The 18,315-nt window shown below is 47.1% G+C and carries 17 protein-coding genes and 1 other annotated feature; all 17 genes read left to right on the forward strand.

All coding sequences use genetic code 11. The annotated features are described in order from the left end of the window. Window positions 1–86: 86 nt before the first annotated feature. The 17 genes from rpmG to rplC all read left to right on the forward strand — a co-directional run bounded on the left by rpmG (window position 87) and on the right by rplC (window position 18,305). On the forward strand, window positions 87–233 hold the full coding sequence (gene rpmG / locus KNO76_RS12180) for a 50S ribosomal protein L33 (protein WP_026824819.1): 147 nt from the start codon (window positions 87–89) through the stop codon (window positions 231–233). Between the two features lie 34 nt (window positions 234–267). Then, window positions 268–438, forward strand: coding sequence for a preprotein translocase subunit SecE (gene secE, locus KNO76_RS12185; protein ID WP_012727692.1), 171 nt, complete (start codon window positions 268–270; stop codon window positions 436–438). Between the two features lie 16 nt (window positions 439–454). Beyond that, a complete protein-coding gene (gene nusG, locus KNO76_RS12190) occupies window positions 455–1,006 on the forward strand; it encodes a transcription termination/antitermination protein NusG (RefSeq protein ID WP_026824820.1) in 552 nt (183 codons plus the stop codon). 147 nt (window positions 1,007–1,153) lie between these two features. Beyond that, window positions 1,154–1,579: a 50S ribosomal protein L11 gene (rplK, locus tag KNO76_RS12195; RefSeq protein ID WP_012727690.1), complete on the forward strand. Its 426-nt coding sequence runs from the start codon at window positions 1,154–1,156 to the stop codon at window positions 1,577–1,579. A 94-nt stretch (window positions 1,580–1,673) separates the two neighbouring features. After that, window positions 1,674–2,360 carry a 50S ribosomal protein L1 gene (gene rplA, locus KNO76_RS12200; protein ID WP_214885726.1) on the forward strand — a complete coding sequence of 229 codons (687 nt, stop codon included), beginning with the start codon at window positions 1,674–1,676 and terminating at the stop codon, window positions 2,358–2,360. A gap of 59 nt (window positions 2,361–2,419) precedes the next feature. Beyond that, window positions 2,420–2,573, forward strand: a sequence feature (ribosomal protein L10 leader region). Between the two features lie 44 nt (window positions 2,574–2,617). Beyond that, a complete protein-coding gene (gene rplJ / locus KNO76_RS12205; protein ID WP_214885727.1) occupies window positions 2,618–3,124 on the forward strand; it encodes a 50S ribosomal protein L10 in 507 nt (168 codons plus the stop codon). A 58-nt stretch (window positions 3,125–3,182) separates the two neighbouring features. Then, the gene (gene rplL / locus KNO76_RS12210) at window positions 3,183–3,551 is read left to right on the forward strand and encodes a 50S ribosomal protein L7/L12 (RefSeq protein ID WP_026824823.1); all 369 of its coding nucleotides are present in this window, start codon (window positions 3,183–3,185) and stop codon (window positions 3,549–3,551) included. Window positions 3,552–3,630: 79 nt separating this feature from the next. Further along, window positions 3,631–4,227 (forward strand): class I SAM-dependent methyltransferase, encoded by a 597-nt coding sequence (locus KNO76_RS12215; protein ID WP_026824824.1) that lies wholly within the window; start codon window positions 3,631–3,633, stop codon window positions 4,225–4,227. 193 nt (window positions 4,228–4,420) lie between these two features. Beyond that, entirely contained in the window at window positions 4,421–7,969 is a 3,549-nt protein-coding gene (rpoB, locus tag KNO76_RS12220) for a DNA-directed RNA polymerase subunit beta (protein ID WP_214885736.1), read from the forward strand. Between the two features lie 22 nt (window positions 7,970–7,991). Further along, on the forward strand, window positions 7,992–11,591 hold the full coding sequence (gene rpoC, locus KNO76_RS12225; protein WP_214704383.1) for a DNA-directed RNA polymerase subunit beta': 3,600 nt from the start codon (window positions 7,992–7,994) through the stop codon (window positions 11,589–11,591). A 290-nt stretch (window positions 11,592–11,881) separates the two neighbouring features. Then, window positions 11,882–12,304 carry a 30S ribosomal protein S12 gene (rpsL, locus tag KNO76_RS12230; protein ID WP_012727683.1) on the forward strand — a complete coding sequence of 141 codons (423 nt, stop codon included), beginning with the start codon at window positions 11,882–11,884 and terminating at the stop codon, window positions 12,302–12,304. Between the two features lie 49 nt (window positions 12,305–12,353). Continuing rightward, a complete protein-coding gene (gene rpsG, locus KNO76_RS12235) occupies window positions 12,354–12,821 on the forward strand; it encodes a 30S ribosomal protein S7 (RefSeq protein WP_026824827.1) in 468 nt (155 codons plus the stop codon). A gap of 112 nt (window positions 12,822–12,933) precedes the next feature. Next, window positions 12,934–15,012: an elongation factor G gene (gene fusA, locus KNO76_RS12240; RefSeq protein WP_214704375.1), complete on the forward strand. Its 2,079-nt coding sequence runs from the start codon at window positions 12,934–12,936 to the stop codon at window positions 15,010–15,012. A 113-nt stretch (window positions 15,013–15,125) separates the two neighbouring features. Further along, a complete protein-coding gene (gene tuf / locus KNO76_RS12245; protein WP_026824829.1) occupies window positions 15,126–16,313 on the forward strand; it encodes an elongation factor Tu in 1,188 nt (395 codons plus the stop codon). A gap of 108 nt (window positions 16,314–16,421) precedes the next feature. Continuing rightward, window positions 16,422–16,931 carry a hypothetical protein gene (locus KNO76_RS12250; RefSeq protein ID WP_214885728.1) on the forward strand — a complete coding sequence of 170 codons (510 nt, stop codon included), beginning with the start codon at window positions 16,422–16,424 and terminating at the stop codon, window positions 16,929–16,931. A 377-nt stretch (window positions 16,932–17,308) separates the two neighbouring features. After that, window positions 17,309–17,617: a 30S ribosomal protein S10 gene (rpsJ, locus tag KNO76_RS12255; protein WP_026824831.1), complete on the forward strand. Its 309-nt coding sequence runs from the start codon at window positions 17,309–17,311 to the stop codon at window positions 17,615–17,617. 61 nt (window positions 17,618–17,678) lie between these two features. Further along, window positions 17,679–18,305 carry a 50S ribosomal protein L3 gene (gene rplC, locus KNO76_RS12260; protein WP_026824832.1) on the forward strand — a complete coding sequence of 209 codons (627 nt, stop codon included), beginning with the start codon at window positions 17,679–17,681 and terminating at the stop codon, window positions 18,303–18,305. Window positions 18,306–18,315: the final 10 nt, after the last annotated feature.

Here is an 18,315-nt window from a genome sequence, read left to right on the forward strand (position 1 = left end):
AGCGCCTTGTCCGTAGACGCCATTTACAGGAGGCGTTTTTTTTTCGCTCTTTTTTAAGAGAGAGTAGTCGAAAGGGGCGCTTATGAATGGCAAAGAAAGTAAGTCTCGCTTGTTCAGAATGCGGGTCTCGAGAGTATTCGACGACAAAGAAAGATGGTGTGTCGACACGACTTGAAATGAAAAAGTTTTGTCGCCGCTGTAATGCGCATACGATGCATCGGGAATCAAAGTAACGTAGATTGGCATTCAATGTAGGAGGAAGCTACCATGAACTTTTTGCGCGACGTATGGAAAGAGTTGAAGAAAACGAGTTGGCCTACTCGTAAAGAACTCACGAAATATACCATTACCGTCATCGCGACCGTTGTCGTGATTGGCCTGTTCGTGTTCGGCGTAGATACTGGAGTCAGCTATCTCGTCAATTTATTGATTAACTAAGGAAGAGGTGAAAGCCGTGGAGAAACAATGGTTTGTTGTCCAGACGTACTCAGGTTTTGAGAATAACGTCAAAGAAAACCTAGAACGTCGAATCGGTTCGATGAACATGGAAGATAAAATTTTCCGCGTCCTCGTCCCGACTGAAACGACACAAGAAGAAGTCACATTAAAGAGTGGCGAGAAGAAAATCAAAGAGCGTGAAGTCAAAAACTTCCCGGGCTATGTGTTCGTAGAGATGGTCATGACTGACGATTCATGGTATGTTGTCCGCAACACGCCTAACGTCACTGGCTTCCTCGGTTCAACCGGCGGTGGGGCCAAGCCGATCCCGCTTCAACCGGATGAAGTGACAAATGTCTTGTCGCAAATGGGACTCATCGAGAAGAAAGATCGTTACAATTACGAACTCGGTGACCTTGTCCGCGTGAAAGAAGGCGCGTTCGAGAACTTTGAAGGTACGATTGACGAAATCGAAGCTGACAAAGAGAAGCTCAAAGTCGTGGTCGATATGTTCGGTCGCGAAACAAAAATTGAGCTTGATTTCGAACAAGTTCAGAAAATTAACTAAACCCACTTGCTAATCCGTAAAACGGATGGTACAATCGGAAATGTTTGATGTTGTGCTTTATTTCGGTACAAACTCGACCTAATAGATTGAGTGGGAGGGCGCACAACGTCCAAGAAACCACATTTTAGACTTAAGGAGGTGTGTCTCGTGGCGAAAAAAGTTTCTAAACTCGTTAAACTTCAAATCCCAGCTGGTAAAGCTAACCCAGCTCCACCAGTAGGTCCAGCACTTGGACAAGCAGGTGTTAACATCATGGGATTCTGTAAAGAGTTCAACGCTCGTACACAAGACCAAGCCGGATTGATTATTCCTGTAGTCATCACGGTATACGAAGATCGTTCGTTTACATTCATTACGAAAACTCCACCAGCTGCAGTTCTCTTGAAGAAAGCTGCTGGTATCGAGAGTGGTTCTGGTGAACCAAACCGTAAGAAAGTAGCAACGGTTAAGCGTGACAAAGTTCGCGAAATCGCTGAACTTAAAATGCCTGACCTTAACGCATCATCTGTAGAAACAGCGATGCTTATGGTTGAAGGTACTGCACGTAGTATGGGTATTGTAATCGAAGACTAATTGATAGTCTCTGGGGTTGTCGGTGAATACTGCTCACCTTCAATCCCTTCATTATGTGGGAGGAAATTCCGCTAACCACAAGGAGGAAAAGATCATGGGTAAAAAACACCAAGAAGTAGCTAAGCTTGTTGACCGCACGAAGTCATACGACCTCGCCAAAGCTGTCGAGCTCGTTCAAAAAACAGCTACTGCTAAATTCGATGAAACAATCGAAGTTGCTGTCCGTCTCGGCGTAGATCCGAAGAAAGCAGACCAACAAATCCGTGGTGCCGTTGTACTTCCACACGGTACTGGTAAAACACAAAAAGTTCTCGTCTTCGCTAAAGGTGAGAAAGTGAAAGAAGCGGAAGCTGCTGGAGCAGACTACGTTGGTGACGCTGAGTACATCAACAAAATCCAACAAGGATGGTTCGACTTCGATGTCATCGTTGCGACACCTGACATGATGGGTGAAGTTGGTAAACTCGGTCGTGTTCTCGGACCTAAAGGCCTCATGCCTAACCCGAAAACAGGAACAGTTACTTTTGATGTGGAAAAAGCAATCGCGGACATCAAAGCTGGTAAAGTTGAATACCGTGTTGATAAAGCTGGTAACATCCACGTTCCAGTTGGTAAGAAATCATTTGAAGCATCTAAACTCTCTGAGAACATCGAGACAATTCTCGAAACACTCATGAAAGTGAAGCCTGCTACTGCAAAAGGAACTTACCTTAAAAACATCGCGCTTTCATCTACAATGGGTCCTGGGATCCGTGTAGCGACTGCGGATTTCCTTAAGTAATTTTGTTGAAATAAATTGTTGACAACGTGTGACACCGCTGATAAAGTAATACACGTTCAACCGAATATGTTGGATTACCGTAGACAGAAGGTGGACATCGGTCCGTAAACCCTTCCGAGGTGTCTTTGCTCGAACTTGAGCCTGTTGTCACAGGTTTACTTTCAAACAATTACGCCCTCGTATGTCTTCATACGAGGGATTTCTTTTGGAGAGCAGCCTCTCGTCCGGTATAAGAATTGACTAGGAGGTGCAAACACATGGCAAACGAAAAAATCGTAGCTCAGAAATCGGCACTTGTCGATGAAATCGCTGAAAAAATGCAAGCGAGCGTGGGAACAGTTGTTGTTGACTACCGCGGACTTACAGTTGAAGAAGTGACTACACTCCGTAAATCACTCCGTGACGCTGGAATTGAGTTCAAAGTTTACAAGAACGGTCTTCTTCGCCGCGCAGCTATTCAGTCGAACTTCGAAGGTCTTGACGAAGTCTTTACTGGTCCTACAGCAATCGCCTTCTCAAACGAAGACGTTATTGCTCCAGCGAAGATCTTGAATGACTTCTCGAAAGAGCACAAAGCGCTCGAACTTAAAGGCGGAATCATTGAAGGCAAAGTGACTTCACTCGAAGAAATCAAAGCCCTTGCAGAACTTCCATCACGCGATGGTCTTCTCTCGATGCTTCTCAGCGTACTTCAAGCTCCAATCCGCGGGCTCGCAGTCGCAACAAATGCAATCGCAGAACAAAAAGAAGAGCAATCAGCTTAATTTTTGTCGCGTAGCGTAACTTAAAAACTTTTTACAACATCAAAGGAGGAAAACCATAATGGCTTTCAACAAAGAGCAATTCATCGAAGACCTCAAATCAATGACGGTTCTCGAACTTAACGAACTTGTAAAAACAATCGAAGAAGAATTCGGCGTATCAGCAGCAGCTCCAGTAGCAGTTGCAGGTGCTGGCGCAGGCGCAGCAGCTGAAGAGCAAACTGAATTCGACGTAATCCTCACAAACGCTGGCGCTGGTAAAATCAACGTCATCAAAGCTGTTCGTGAAATCACAGGCCTCGGTCTTAAAGAAGCAAAAGGACTCGTTGACGGAACTCCGGCTCCAGTCAAAGAAGGCGTTTCTAAAGAAGACGCTGATTCAATCAAAGCTAAGCTTGAAGAAGCTGGCGCATCTGTTGAAGTTAAGTAATTCAACTTCACAACCTATAGAAGCTCGCCATGGCGAGCTTCTTTTATTTCCTTGAAGAATGGGTTAGGAGGTTCGACGCATGGGAGATCATTACTATACGAACGATCCACGTTCGGAAAGTGCCCCGGAGACATGGACGTATGAGTTACGAGGGAAACAGTATCATTTCACTTCGGACCGCGGTGTGTTCTCGAAAGGATCGGTCGATTTTGGGTCACGTCTTTTAATTGAATCGTTTGAAGTACCTGAGGTGTCAGGACGCATTTTGGACGTAGGCTGCGGCTATGGTCCGATGGGGATCTCGCTTGCCGATGCCTCTGGGCGTGAAGCATTGCTCATTGATGTAAATGAGCGTGCGCTGGCGCTCTCTGAGCAAAACGCCGCCCGTAATGGAGTGACGGTCGAAACACGGCTTTCTCACGCGTATGACGCGGTGGGGGGAGAACGGTTTGCCGCCATTGTCACCAATCCGCCGATTCGTGCGGGAAAACAAGTCGTCCATACGATCTTGCGTGAAGCACATGCGCATTTGGTCGATGGAGGAGCAATTTATGTCGTCATTCAAAAGAAACAAGGAGCGCCTTCTGCTAAAAAGTTATTAGAAGAGGTGTTTAGTCAAGTCGAAACGGTCGCGAAAGAGAAGGGTTACTTTATTTTCCGAGCAATTCGGTCTTGACAAACGGTGAAGTCTTGTTGACTCGCTATAACGTATATGCTAACATTATAAAATGCCATTGGAATGGAATTCGCTTGAAACTGCCGTGTCTGCTGCTTTTTAGAGACGGAAAACGAGCGACATTCAATGACAATGTTCGATTATTACGCCCGAAAAATTCGCTAAAGAATTGGGGGTCTGAGAGGTGAATCAGTTGACTGGTCAACTTGTTCAGTACGGTCGTCACCGTCAGAGAAGAAGCTTTGCCCGTATCAGTGAGGTTTTAGAGCTTCCGAATTTGATTGAAATTCAAACTGCTTCTTACGAGTGGTTCTTGCGTGAAGGATTGAAGGAAATGTTCACAGACATTTCACCGATTTCCGACTTCACAGGAAACCTCGTGTTGGAGTTCATCGATTACTCGCTCAGCGAGCCGAAGTATTCGATCGATGAATCGAAGGAGCGCGACGTTACTTATTCTGCGCCACTTCGCGTAAAAGTACGTCTCCAAAACAAAGAGACAGGTGAGCTCAAAGAACAAGAAGTGTTCATGGGAGATTTCCCGCTCATGACAGAATCGGGAACATTTATTATTAATGGTGCAGAACGCGTCATCGTTTCCCAGCTTGTCCGTTCACCGAGCGTGTATTACAACGCTAAACTTGATAAAAATGGTAAACGTGGATTTGGCGCAACCGTCATCCCGAACCGTGGTGCTTGGCTCGAACTTGAAACAGATGCCAAAGATATCGTTTATGTTCGTATCGACCGTACCCGCAAAATTCCGGTAACGGTGTTGTTGCGTGCCCTCGGATTCGGTACGGACCAAGAAATTATCGACCTTCTCGGTGATGATGAATATCTTCGTAACACCCTTGAAAAAGATAATACAGAGTCTACAGAGAAAGCGTTGATCGAGATTTACGAGCGTCTACGCCCTGGTGAACCACCAACTGTAGAAAACGCGAAATCACTTCTCGTATCACGTTTCTTCGACCCGAAACGTTATGACTTAGCGAACGTTGGTCGCTATAAGATGAACAAGAAACTTCATCTTAAGAACCGTTTGTTCGGTCAAAAATTAGCGGAAACGCTCGTGGACCCGGAAACAGGCGAAGTACTCGCTGAAGCTGGAACAGTCCTCGACCGTCGCAACTTAGATCGTATCCTCCCACATTTGGAGAGCGGCCTCGGTTATGTCGATGCGGAACCGACTGGCGGCGTCGCTGAAGGCGAACCGTTCGGTCTTCAATCAATCAAAGTCATCTCACCAGATGACCCAGATGGAGAGCGTATCTTGAACATCATCGGAAATGGCAATATCGACCGCAGTATCAAACATGTTACGCCGGCTGATATTATCGCTTCAATCAACTACTTCTTTAACTTACTTCACGAAGTCGGAACAACAGATGACATCGACCATTTAGGAAACCGTCGTCTTCGTTCAGTCGGAGAACTTCTCCAAAATCAATTCCGGATCGGGCTTTCTCGTATGGAACGTGTTGTAAAAGAACGTATGTCGATTCAAGATCAAAATGCGATTACACCTCAGGCGCTCATTAACATCCGCCCGGTTATCGCATCGCTTAAAGAGTTCTTCGGTAGCTCGCAATTGTCACAGTTCATGGACCAAACGAACCCGCTCGCAGAGCTTACGCACAAACGTCGTCTCTCTGCACTTGGACCGGGTGGTTTGACACGTGAGCGTGCTGGTTTCGAAGTTCGAGACGTTCACTATTCCCACTACGGTCGGATGTGTCCAATCGAAACGCCAGAGGGCCCGAACATCGGACTCATCAACTCACTTTCGTCTTATGCGAAAGTGAACGAGTACGGTTTCATCGAAGCACCATATCGCCGTGTCGACCCGGAAACAGGTCTTGTCACAAGTGAAATTCAATATATGACGGCCGATGAGGAAGATCTCTACGTCGTCGCACAGGCAAACATGCCGCTCACAGAGGATGGTTACTTTGCAGACGAACAAGTTCTTTGCCGTTTCCGCGGACAAAACTTGTCAGTCGAGCCAAGCCGAGTGGATTACATGGACGTATCGCCGAAACAGGTTGTTTCTGCTGCGACAGCATGTATCCCGTTCCTTGAGAACGATGACTCGAACCGTGCCCTCATGGGAGCGAACATGCAACGTCAAGCAGTACCACTTCTTCAACCAGATTCGCCGATTGTCGGTACTGGAATGGAGTATGTGTCTGCGAAAGACTCTGGTGCAGCAATTGTTGCGAAATACCCAGGTATCGTTGAACGCGTCACAGCGCGTGAAATCTTGATCCGTCGTATGTCTGACGTAAACGGTTCTGAGGTTTCAGGTGATTTGGACCGTTACAAACTTCAAAAATATGTCCGTTCTAACCAAGGAACATGCTATAACCAAAAACCAATCATCGCAGCTGGCGATCGTGTCGAAAAAGGAGAAATCCTTGCGGACGGTCCGTCGATGGATATGGGTGAGCTCGCGCTTGGCCGTAACGTTGTCGTTGCCTTCATGACATGGGATGGTTACAACTATGAGGATGCGATCATCATGAGTGAGCGTCTCGTGAAAGATGACGTGTACACGTCGATTCATATCGAAGAGTACGAGTCAGAGTCACGCGACACGAAACTTGGACCAGAGGAAATCACACGTGATATTCCAAACGTCGGAGATGACGCACTTCGTAACTTGGACGATCGCGGAATTATCCGTATCGGAGCTGAAGTTAAGGATGGCGATATCCTCGTCGGTAAAGTAACACCTAAGGGCGTTACGGAATTGACGGCGGAAGAACGTCTCTTGCACGCAATCTTCGGTGAGAAGGCACGTGAAGTACGTGATACGTCACTTCGTGTACCAAACGGTGGAGATGGAATCATCTTGGATGTCAAAGTGTTCGACCGTGAAAACGGCGACGAGTTGTCTCCAGGCGTCAACCAAATGGTACGTGTCTATATCGTTCAAAAACGTAAGATTCACGAAGGGGATAAGATGGCGGGACGTCACGGTAACAAAGGTGTTATCTCGCGGATCCTCCCTGAAGAAGATATGCCATACATGCCAGACGGTACACCGGTTGACATCATGCTCAACCCGCTTGGGGTACCATCGCGTATGAACATCGGTCAAGTACTTGAACTCCACCTTGGAATGGCAGCGAAGAAGCTCGGCATCAAAGTGGCAACACCTGTATTCGATGGAGCGCGTGAGGAAGACGTATGGGCAACGATTGAAGAGGCTGGTATGGATAAAGATGCGAAAACGCGTCTCTATGATGGTCGTACGGGTGAACCGTTCGATAACCGCGTCTCTGTCGGTGTCATGTACATGATCAAACTCGCGCACATGGTTGATGATAAACTTCACGCTCGTTCGACAGGACCATACTCACTCGTTACGCAACAACCGCTCGGTGGTAAAGCACAGTTCGGTGGTCAGCGCTTCGGAGAGATGGAAGTTTGGGCTCTTGAAGCGTACGGTGCAGCCTACACGCTCCAAGAAATCTTGACAATCAAGTCGGATGACACGGTCGGTCGTGTGAAAGCATATGAGGCCATCGTGAAAGGCGAGAGCGTTCCAAAAGCGGGCGTTCCTGAATCATTCCGCGTCTTGATCAAAGAGCTTCAAGCGCTCGGTATGGAAGTCAAGATGATGTCAGCGGATGATGAAGAAGTCGAAATGAAAGATGAAGATGACGACAACATCCCGAACGCAACATCGGCGTTAGAACAAGTCGTTCAACCGACTGTTACGGAAGAGGAATAAGGCGAAAAGGGAGGTCGGCCCCTTGGTAGATGTTAATCGATTTGAATATATGAAAATCGGCTTGGCTTCATCAGAGAAGATCCGTTCGTGGTCTTACGGTGAAGTCAAAAAGCCGGAAACGATCAACTATCGTACACTTAAACCAGAGAAGGACGGATTGTTCTGTGAACGAATCTTCGGTCCTACGAAAGACTGGGAATGTTACTGCGGGAAATACAAACGAATCCGTTATAAAGGAGTCATTTGTGACCGCTGTGGCGTTGAAGTGACGAAAGCGAAAGTGCGTCGCGAGCGAATGGGCCATATCGAGCTCGCGGCACCAGTTTCGCACATCTGGTACTTTAAAGGGATTCCAAGCCGCATGGGGCTTGTTCTCGATATGTCACCACGTGCACTTGAAGAAGTCATTTACTTCGCATCTTACGTGGTAACAGAACCAGGTGACACACCGCTTGAGAAGAAACAACTTCTCTCGGAAAAAGAATTCCGTCTCTATCGTGAAAAATACGGTAGCGACTTCAAAGCAGACATGGGTGCTGAAGCAATCCGTACACTTCTTCAAGACGTCAATCTTGAAAAAGAAGTGGGTGAGCTTCGTGAAGAGTTGAAAACTGTCCAAGGTCAGCGTCGTACTCGTGCGATCAAGCGCTTGGAAGTTCTTGACGCGTTTTTCACTTCAGGAAACAATCCAGACTGGATGATCCTTGAAGTACTTCCTGTCATCCCGCCAGAGCTTCGCCCAATGGTTCAGCTCGACGGAGGACGCTTTGCAACATCTGACTTGAACGATTTGTATCGTCGAGTCATCAACCGGAACAACCGTCTCAAACGTTTGCTCGACCTCGGCGCGCCGAATATCATCGTGCAAAACGAGAAGCGTATGCTTCAAGAAGCGGTTGATGCTCTCATCGACAACGGTCGTCGTGGTCGTCCGGTAACAGGTCCTGGTAACCGTCCGCTCAAATCGCTTTCACATATGTTGAAAGGGAAACAAGGTCGTTTCCGTCAAAACCTTCTCGGTAAACGGGTCGACTACTCAGGACGTTCGGTTATCGTCGTAGGACCAAACTTGAAGATGTATCAGTGTGGTCTTCCAAAAGAGATGGCACTTGAGCTCTTCAAACCGTTCGTAATGAAAGAACTTGTCGGTCGCGGCATCGCTTCAAACATTAAGAACGCAAAACGTAAAATCGAGAAGATGCAACCTGAAATCTGGGGCGTCCTTGAAGAAGTCATCCGTGAGCATCCGGTTCTCTTGAACCGTGCCCCGACACTTCACCGCCTTGGTATTCAAGCATTCGAACCGATTCTTGTTGAAGGTCGTGCGATTCGCCTTCACCCACTCGTATGTACGGCTTATAACGCCGACTTCGATGGTGACCAAATGGCTGTCCACGTTCCACTTTCTGCAGAAGCACAAGCGGAAGCACGCCTTCTCATGCTCGCTGCACAGAACATTTTGAACCCGAAAGACGGTAAACCGGTTGTTACACCATCGCAGGATATGGTCCTCGGTAACTACTACATCTCACTTGAACGTGAAGATGCTGTCGGTGAAGGAAAAGTGTTCTCGAACGTCAACGAAGCGTTGATTGCTTACCAAAACGGATATGTCCACTTGCACTCGCGTGTGGCTCTTCCGGCACGTACGCTCAACAATCCGACGTTCACAGACGAACAGAACGAGAAATTGCTCATTACGACAGTTGGGAAGATGATCTTTAACGAAATCTTGCCAAATACGTTCCCTTACTTGAACGAGCCAACGATGGAAAACTTGCAGGAAGCAACGCCTGACAAGTACTTCATCGACAAAGGGACGAACGTTGCGGAAGAAATCGCATCACGTCCAATCATCGATCCGTTCAAAAAAGGATTCCTCGGGAAAGTCATCGCGGAAGTGTTCCAGAAGTTTGAAACGACTGAAACAAGCCGCATGCTTGACCGGATGAAAGATCTTGGCTTTAAGCACTCGACAAAAGCGGGTGTAACGGTTGGGATTGCTGATATCATCGTACTTCCTGACAAACAGGAAATCTTGGATGAGGCACAAACTCAAGTCGACCAAATCATGAAGTCGTTCCGTCGCGGTCTCATCACAGAAGATGAGCGTTACGAGCGCGTAGTACGTGCTTGGAACGAAGCGAAGGATGAAATTCAATCTCGATTGATGAAATCCCTCAACCGCTTGAACCCGATCTTCATGATGTCTGACTCTGGTGCCCGTGGTAACGCATCTAACTTTACGCAGCTTGCGGGTATGCGTGGTTTGATGGCCGCTCCATCTGGTCGCATCATCGAACTTCCAATCAAATCGTCGTTCCGTGAAGGTCTGACGGTTCAAGAGTACTTCATCTCGACTCACGGGGCTCGTAAAGGTCTTGCCGATACAGCCTTGAAGACAGCCGATTCAGGTTACTTGACGCGCCGTCTTGTTGACGTGGCGCAAGATGTCATCATCCGTGAAGAAGACTGTGGAACAGACCGCGGAATCCGTGTGTCTGCACTCCGCGAAGGTACGGAAGAAATCGAAAGCTTGTACGACCGACTCGTCGGACGTACATCGTTCGAAACGGTCACACACCCTGAAACGGGCGAAGTGTTGATCGATAAGAACGAATTGATTACAGAAGATATCGCACGCATCATCGTTGATGCGGGTGTTGAACAAGTTGAAATTCGTACAGCCTTCACATGTAACACGTCACACGGCGTATGTAAGAAATGTTACGGACGCAACTTGGCGACTGGATCAAACGTTGAAGTCGGAGAAGCCGTCGGTATCATCGCCGCGCAATCGATCGGTGAGCCAGGAACGCAGCTTACAATGCGTACCTTCCACACTGGTGGGGTTGCCGGAGACGATATCACACAAGGTCTTCCACGTATCCAAGAGGTATTCGAAGCCCGTAACCCGAAAGGTCAAGCGGTCATCTCGGAAATCTCTGGTACGGTCATCGACTTCACTGAATCACGTGACAAGCGTGAGCTCACGGTCGAAGGATTCAGTGAGACACGTTCATACACGATTCCATTCGGAGCTCGTCTCCGCGTCCAAATTGGTGATACAGTTGAAGCCGGTGAAGTCTTCACGGAAGGTTCGATCGATCCGAAAGAATTGCTGAACGTCCGTGGTGTATCTGGTGTTCAAAACTATCTTCTCCAAGAAGTTCAAAAAGTTTATCGGATGCAAGGAGTAGAAATTGGTGATAAGCACGTTGAGGTTATGGTTCGCCAAATGCTTCGTCGTGTTAAAGTCATCGAGTCTGGTGACACGCCACTTCTCCCTGGATCACTTGTCGACATCAGCGTCTTCAAAGAAGCGTGTAAAGGTGCGATTCGTGACGGGAAACACCCGGCGACTGCAAAACCGGTCCTACTTGGAATCACGAAAGCCTCGCTTGAGACAGATTCGTTCCTCTCAGCAGCTTCGTTCCAAGAAACGACTCGTGTCTTGACTGATGCGGCAATCAAAGGGAAGCGCGACTACCTCCTTGGACTCAAAGAGAACGTTATTATCGGTAAACTCGTTCCGGCTGGTACTGGAATGGCTGTCTACCGTGATGTGAAACTTGAAGAAGATGAGGCACCAGTTGCTCTCGAAGATACAACGGTCGAATAAAATACGTCTTGACAGCGCAGGTTGGCGGTGCTACTATGATTTAGTGCCGCCAATCGGTTGTTGTCGATGACAACGGTGTCCAGCAGTCGGCAAGCTACTTGGACGTCCATCCGAACTTTCTACGGGAAGGTTTGGCTGCTACAATTGCCACTTTCAAGGTATAACTCACGTTTTTGCGAGGTCATGGAATGCCTACGCCTCGTAAAAACGTTTCGTTATGACCTTAAATGAACCACCCGGGTCGGTGGGACTAGAAAATAGCAACATTCAGGAAGGGAGGATCTTCAAAGATGCCTACTATTAACCAGTTAGTCCGTAAAGGACGTAAATCGAAAGTCGTTAAATCTGACTCTCCAGCACTTAACAAAGGTTACAACAGTTTCATCAAGTCACAAACAAACGTGAGCTCACCACAAAAGCGTGGTGTTTGTACACGTGTTGGTACAATGACTCCGAAGAAACCGAACTCGGCGCTTCGTAAGTATGCTCGTGTTCGTTTGACTAACCAAATCGAAGTGACTGCGTACATCCCAGGTATTGGCCACAACCTTCAAGAGCACAGCGTTGTTCTTATCCGTGGAGGACGTGTAAAAGACTTACCAGGGGTACGTTACCACATCGTTCGTGGTGCGCTTGACACTGCAGGTGTGGACGGACGTATGCAAGGCCGTTCTAAATACGGTACGAAACGTCCGAAAGCTGCGAAGAAGTAATTCTCGCCAACTAAAAATACAATTGAAATCTTGAAAGGAGGGTACTCGGATGCGTAAAAACCGTGCAGAACGTCGTGACGTTATCGCAGATCCGATCTACAACTCGAAATTGGTAACTCGCCTCATTAACCGTGTCATGTTAGACGGTAAAAAAGGTACAGCTCAAACTATCATTTACAACGCATTTGGCCTCATCGCTGAACGCTCAGGCAAAGAGCCTATGGAAGTGTTCGAAGAAGCAATGAACAACATCATGCCTGTACTTGAAGTTAAGGCACGCCGCGTAGGTGGAGCTAACTACCAGGTTCCTGTTGAAGTTCGTCCAGAGCGCCGTACAACACTTGGTCTTCGTTACCTCGTGAACTACGCTCGTCTCCGCAACGAAAAGACGATGGAGCAACGTATCGCGAACGAAATCATGGATGCAGCCAACAACACTGGTGCATCTGTTAAGAGACGCGAAGACATGCATAAGATGGCAGAGGCAAACAAAGCGTTTGCTCACTATCGTTGGTAATTTAATCGTAAAGTCCACTCCGCCAAGCGTGGCTTAACGGAGTGGCTTTCGGGTATAATCATATCGTGTGCCAACACACGAAAATCAAATATGCGGAAGGAGAATACCCAGTATGGCAAGAGAATTCTCCCTAAAGAATACTCGTAACATCGGGATCATGGCTCACATCGATGCCGGTAAAACGACAACAACTGAACGTATTCTTTATTACACAGGTCGTATCCATAAAATTGGTGAAACGCACGAAGGTGCTTCACAAATGGACTGGATGGAGCAGGAGCAAGAGCGTGGTATCACGATCACTTCGGCTGCGACAACTGCACAGTGGAATGGTCACCGTGTAAACATCATCGATACACCTGGACACGTAGACTTCACAGTAGAAGTTGAACGTTCACTTCGCGTACTTGATGGTGCTGTTGCTGTACTTGACGCTCAGTCAGGTGTAGAACCACAAACAGAAACTGTATGGCGTCAAGCGACGACATATGGTGTACCACGTGTCGTATTCGTCAACAAGATGGATAAAATCGGCGCAGACTTCTTGTACTCTGTGAAGACGCTTCATGAGCGCCTTAATGCGAACGCATACGCGATTCAACTCCCAATCGGAGCAGAGGACAACTTCAAAGGGATCATCGATCTCGTTGAAATGAAGACTTACATGTACAACAACGACCTCGGTACTGACATCGAAGTGATTGATGGCTTCCCAGCTGACATGGCTGACCAAGCTGAAGAACTTCGCGGTCAATTGATCGAAGGTGTTGCTGACTTCAACGAAGAATTGATGATGAAGTACCTTGAAGGTGAAGAAATTTCAATTGAAGAATTGAAAGCTGCGATCCGTCAAGCGACACTTAGCGTTGAATTCTACCCTGTACTCGTTGGTTCTGCCTTCAAGAACAAAGGTGTTCAGCTTATGCTTAACGCCGTTGTTGATTACCTCCCATCACCAGTTGATGTCGAGTCAATCAAAGGGATCAACCTCGATACAGAAGAAGAAATCACACGTGAGCCTTCTGATGAAGCTCCATTCTCAGCACTTGCGTTCAAAGTTATGACTGACCCTTACGTCGGTAAATTGACGTTCTTCCGCGTGTACTCTGGTACAGCTGAAGCAGGATCATACGTGAAGAACTCGACTAAAGGGAAGCGTGAGCGTCTCGGTCGTATCCTTCAAATGCACGCAAACAGCCGTGAAGAGATTCCAATGGTATTCGCTGGTGACATCGCCGCTGCTGTTGGTTTCAAAGACACGACTACTGGTGACACGCTTTGTACTGAGAAAGATAACATCGTTCTCGAGTCAATGACGTTCCCAGAACCAGTTATCTCGGTTGCAATCGAGCCTAAATCGAAAGCAGACCAAGATAAAATGGGTCAAGCTCTTGCGAAACTCGCAGAAGAAGATCCAACATTCCGCACTGAAACAAACCCTGAGACTGGTCAAACGATCATCTCTGGTATGGGTGAGCTTCACCTTGACATCCTCGTTGACCGTATGCGTCGCGAATTCAAAGTAGAAGCTAACGTTGGTGCACCACAAGTTGCTTACCGTGAAACAATCCGTGGCGCTGCGAAGATCGATTCGAAATTCGTTCGTCAGTCTGGTGGACGCGGTCAGTACGGTCACGTTGTCGTAGAATTCGAGCCGAACGAAGAAGGCGCTGGATTCGAGTTCGTGAACAAGATCGTCGGTGGTGTTGTACCACGTGAATACGTCCCAGCTGTTCAAAACGGGATTGAAGAAGCTCTCGAAAACGGTATCCTCGCTGGTTACCCAGTAGTAGACGTTAAAGCTCGTCTCGTATTCGGATCGTACCACGATGTCGACTCGAACGAGATGGCGTTTAAAGTTGCTGCTTCGATGGCGGTTAAACAACTTAAGGACCAAGCGAAAGCTGTTATCCTTGAGCCAATGATGCGTGTTGAAGTTGTTATCCCAGAAGAATACATGGGTGACATCATGGGTGACGTTACGTCACGCCGTGGACGCGTAGAAGGTATGGAAGCTCGCGGTAACGCTCAAGTCGTTAAAGCGATGATTCCACTTTCTGAAATGTTCGGTTACGCAACATCACTTCGTTCACGTACGCAAGGACGTGGAACGTACTCGATGCACTTCGATCATTACGAAGAAGTACCGAAATCAATTGCTGAAGAAATCGTCAAAAAAGCGAACGGCTAATAACGGTTGTATCGCTAGATTGATTGTTGTAAGCTAAGGAGGACGTATGTTAAAAGTAACCTACGTCTTCCTAGTTAAATAAAACTAATCGTTTAATAGAGGAGGAATCTAGAATGGGTAAAGAAAAATTCGACCGTTCTAAGCCGCACGTTAACATTGGTACAATTGGCCACGTTGACCACGGTAAAACAACTTTGACTGCAGCAATCTCTGCTGTACTTTCACGTGCACAAGGTAAAACAGCTACTAAGTTTGACCAAATCGATGGTGCTCCGGAAGAGCGCGAACGCGGTATCACAATCGCAACAGCTCACATTGAGTACGAAACTGAAAAGCGTCACTACGCACACGTTGACTGCCCAGGACACGCTGACTATGTTAAAAACATGATCACTGGTGCTGCTCAAATGGACGGAGCAATCCTTGTTGTATCTGCAACAGATGGCCCAATGCCACAAACACGTGAGCACATCCTTCTTTCACGTCAAGTAGGTGTTCCTTACATCGTAGTCTTCATGAACAAAGTTGACATGGTAGACGATGAAGAGCTCCTCGAACTCGTTGAAATGGAAATCCGTGAACTTCTTTCTGAATATGACTTCCCAGGCGACGACCTCCCTGTAATCAAAGGTTCTGCACTTGGCGCACTTAACGGTGAAGCTCAGTGGGAAGAAAAAGTTATGGAACTCATGAACGCTGTTGATGAGTACATCCCAGAACCAGTTCGTGACACTGATAAAGACTTCATGATGCCTGTTGAGGACGTATTCTCAATCACTGGTCGTGGTACTGTAGCGACTGGTCGTGTTGAGCGTGGTGTTCTCCGCGTCAACGACGAAGTTGAAATCGTTGGTCTTACAGAAGAAACTAAGAAAACTGTATGTACTGGTGTAGAGATGTTCCGTAAGCTTCTCGACTACGCTGAAGCTGGCGACAACATCGGTGCACTTCTCCGTGGTGTATCACGTGAGGACATCGAGCGTGGACAAGTACTTGCTAAGCCAGGTTCAATCACACCACACTCTAAATTCAAAGCATCAATCTATGTTCTTTCTAAAGAAGAGGGTGGCCGTCACACGCCATTCTTCGCGAACTACCGCCCGCAGTTCTACTTCCGTACAACTGACGTAACAGGTATCGTTCACCTTCCAGAAGGTACTGAAATGGTAATGCCAGGAGACAACATCGAGTTGACGGTCGAATTGATTTCTACAATCGCGATCGAAGACGGTACACGTTTCTCTATCCGTGAGGGTGGCCGTACTGTAGGTGCTGGTTCAGTAACAGAAATCATCGAGTAATCGATTGACTCATCTGAACAACTTCAAGCAGTCCGCAATATGCGGGCTGCTTTTTTGTGTTTTCATGATGACATGGTAAGATGAGGCATATGAGAAAGGAGTGACGTCATGCTGAAACAATTGGAGACAATTTGTCGCCTGAATGGGATTGAGTATCGCATCGGTGGCTCACATCTGTTAAAGCACCATGGCATCGTCGAGGTAACGAATGACATCGATGTCTTTGTTGAACCGGATCAGTTTGAAAAGATCGATTGCATACTAAGTCGCGCCGGGGAGAAGAAAGTCTCTGACCCACACGAGACATACGTAACCACCTACTTTGGAGAGTACGTATTCGAGAGAACGGATGTGGACGTCATCTCTAGTTTCCGGATGAAGTGCACAGACGGAATCTATACGCATCCTTTCATTGAACCAGATGGGCAATGGATGCACCTAGAGGAGTGGGTCGTCCTTTACACGGTCATCGGGCGTGAGGATAAACTAGCGTCATTGGTCAGCTATTTCAAGATAAACTCTATTAATGAAGGAATTGTCAAAGACTGTTTGAAACGAGCCCCGCAATCGGTCATAGAAGAGGTAACAGAGCGGTTTGGCGAGTTAATGAAACGCTAGGTAGAGTTGACATAGGAGTTCGTTTAAAAAATAGTTCAATAAAAGAATGAATTTTTACTTGCAAAAGCTCGTAAATCTTGTTACATTAGGGAACGTTGAGCAACTCATCAGACAACCGGCGACTTCAAAAATCTAATCTTGCATTCCATGACCAGATTAGATATAATGATTAAGTGTTTGTGCGAGTGGTGAGAGACTTTACAGCAGAACATGGGTCCAATCGTTGATTTGCAATGATCGGATGCCTCTGCTGACACAAGCACGCTGCGTTGAAGCGGGAGGTTATGACACGCCAGGCAGCATTGCCATGGCCGGTGTGGAAATTTCCGCGGAGAATTGTCTATTTTTAAAGTAGGCGACAAAGGAGGGAAATAAACATGGCAAATGAAAAAATTCGTATTCGTTTAAAAGCATATGACCATCGCGTTCTCGATCAATCAGCTGAGAAAATCGTTGAAACTGCGAAGCGTTCAGGTGCAAAGGTATCGGGTCCAATCCCGCTCCCAACTGAAAAATCGATTTACACGATCCTTCGTGCGGTCCACAAGTACAAAGATGCTCGTGAGCAGTTCGAAATGCGTACACACAAACGCTTGATCGACATCGTAAACCCAACACCGAAAACAGTCGATTCGCTTATGCGTCTCGAGTTACCATCAGGTGTAGACATCGAAATCAAACTTTAATTCTTCATATAGTAGATACTAGCCAGAAGAGACAATTAATTATTAACAGGAGGTGTATCTCATGGCTAAAGGAATCTTAGGAACAAAACTTGGTATGACTCAAATCTTCAACGAAGCAGGCGAAGTTGTACCGGTAACAGTAGTTGCTGTCGAAGGTAACGTCGTTCTTCAACTTAAAACAGTTGATACAGACGGTTACGAAGCAGTTCAACTTGGTTTCGGAGACATCAAAGAATCACGTCAAAACAAACCATCAAAAGGTCACGCTGCGAAAGCAAACGCGACACCTAAGCGCTTCATCAAAGAAGTTCGTACTTCAGTAGAAGGATACGAAATCGGTCAAGAGATTAAGGCAGACATTTTCGCTGCAGGTGAATTAGTAGACGTTACAGGTACATCGAAAGGTAAAGGATTCCAAGGTGCGATCAAGCGTCACGGACAATCACGTGGACCAATGGCTCACGGTTCGCGCTACCACCGTCGTCCTGGTTCGATGGGTCCTGTCGCTCCTAACCGCGTATTCAAAGGGAAACTTCTTCCTGGTCAAATGGGTGGAGAGCGTAAAACAATTCAAAACCTTGAAATCGTTAAAGTTGATGTGGAACGCGGCCTTCTCCTCGTGAAAGGTGCTATTCCAGGCGCTCGTAAATCGAACGTTATCATCAAAACAGCGGTCAAAGGTAACTAATTAACTGCAC

It is taken from the genome of Exiguobacterium sp. s101 (assembly GCF_018617835.1).
In the GTDB taxonomy this organism is placed as follows: Bacteria; Bacillota; Bacilli; order Exiguobacteriales; family Exiguobacteriaceae; genus Exiguobacterium; species Exiguobacterium marinum.

What these genes read in the sequence shown, in the direction of transcription:
- rpmG (WP_026824819.1), top strand. Translation starts at nt 87, where the DNA reads ATGGCAAAGAAAGTAAGTCTCGCTTGTTCAGAATGCGGGTCTCGAGAG.
- secE (WP_012727692.1), top strand. Translation starts at nt 268, where the DNA reads ATGAACTTTTTGCGCGACGTATGGAAAGAGTTGAAGAAAACGAGTTGG.
- rplA (WP_214885726.1), top strand. Translation starts at nt 1,674, where the DNA reads ATGGGTAAAAAACACCAAGAAGTAGCTAAGCTTGTTGACCGCACGAAG.
- rplJ (WP_214885727.1), top strand. Translation starts at nt 2,618, where the DNA reads ATGGCAAACGAAAAAATCGTAGCTCAGAAATCGGCACTTGTCGATGAA.
- rplL (WP_026824823.1), top strand. Translation starts at nt 3,183, where the DNA reads ATGGCTTTCAACAAAGAGCAATTCATCGAAGACCTCAAATCAATGACG.
- KNO76_RS12215 (WP_026824824.1), top strand. Translation starts at nt 3,631, where the DNA reads ATGGGAGATCATTACTATACGAACGATCCACGTTCGGAAAGTGCCCCG.
- rpsL (WP_012727683.1), top strand. Translation starts at nt 11,882, where the DNA reads ATGCCTACTATTAACCAGTTAGTCCGTAAAGGACGTAAATCGAAAGTC.
- rpsG (WP_026824827.1), top strand. Translation starts at nt 12,354, where the DNA reads ATGCGTAAAAACCGTGCAGAACGTCGTGACGTTATCGCAGATCCGATC.
- fusA (WP_214704375.1), top strand. Translation starts at nt 12,934, where the DNA reads ATGGCAAGAGAATTCTCCCTAAAGAATACTCGTAACATCGGGATCATG.
- tuf (WP_026824829.1), top strand. Translation starts at nt 15,126, where the DNA reads ATGGGTAAAGAAAAATTCGACCGTTCTAAGCCGCACGTTAACATTGGT.
- KNO76_RS12250 (WP_214885728.1), top strand. Translation starts at nt 16,422, where the DNA reads ATGCTGAAACAATTGGAGACAATTTGTCGCCTGAATGGGATTGAGTAT.
- rpsJ (WP_026824831.1), top strand. Translation starts at nt 17,309, where the DNA reads ATGGCAAATGAAAAAATTCGTATTCGTTTAAAAGCATATGACCATCGC.
- rplC (WP_026824832.1), top strand. Translation starts at nt 17,679, where the DNA reads ATGGCTAAAGGAATCTTAGGAACAAAACTTGGTATGACTCAAATCTTC.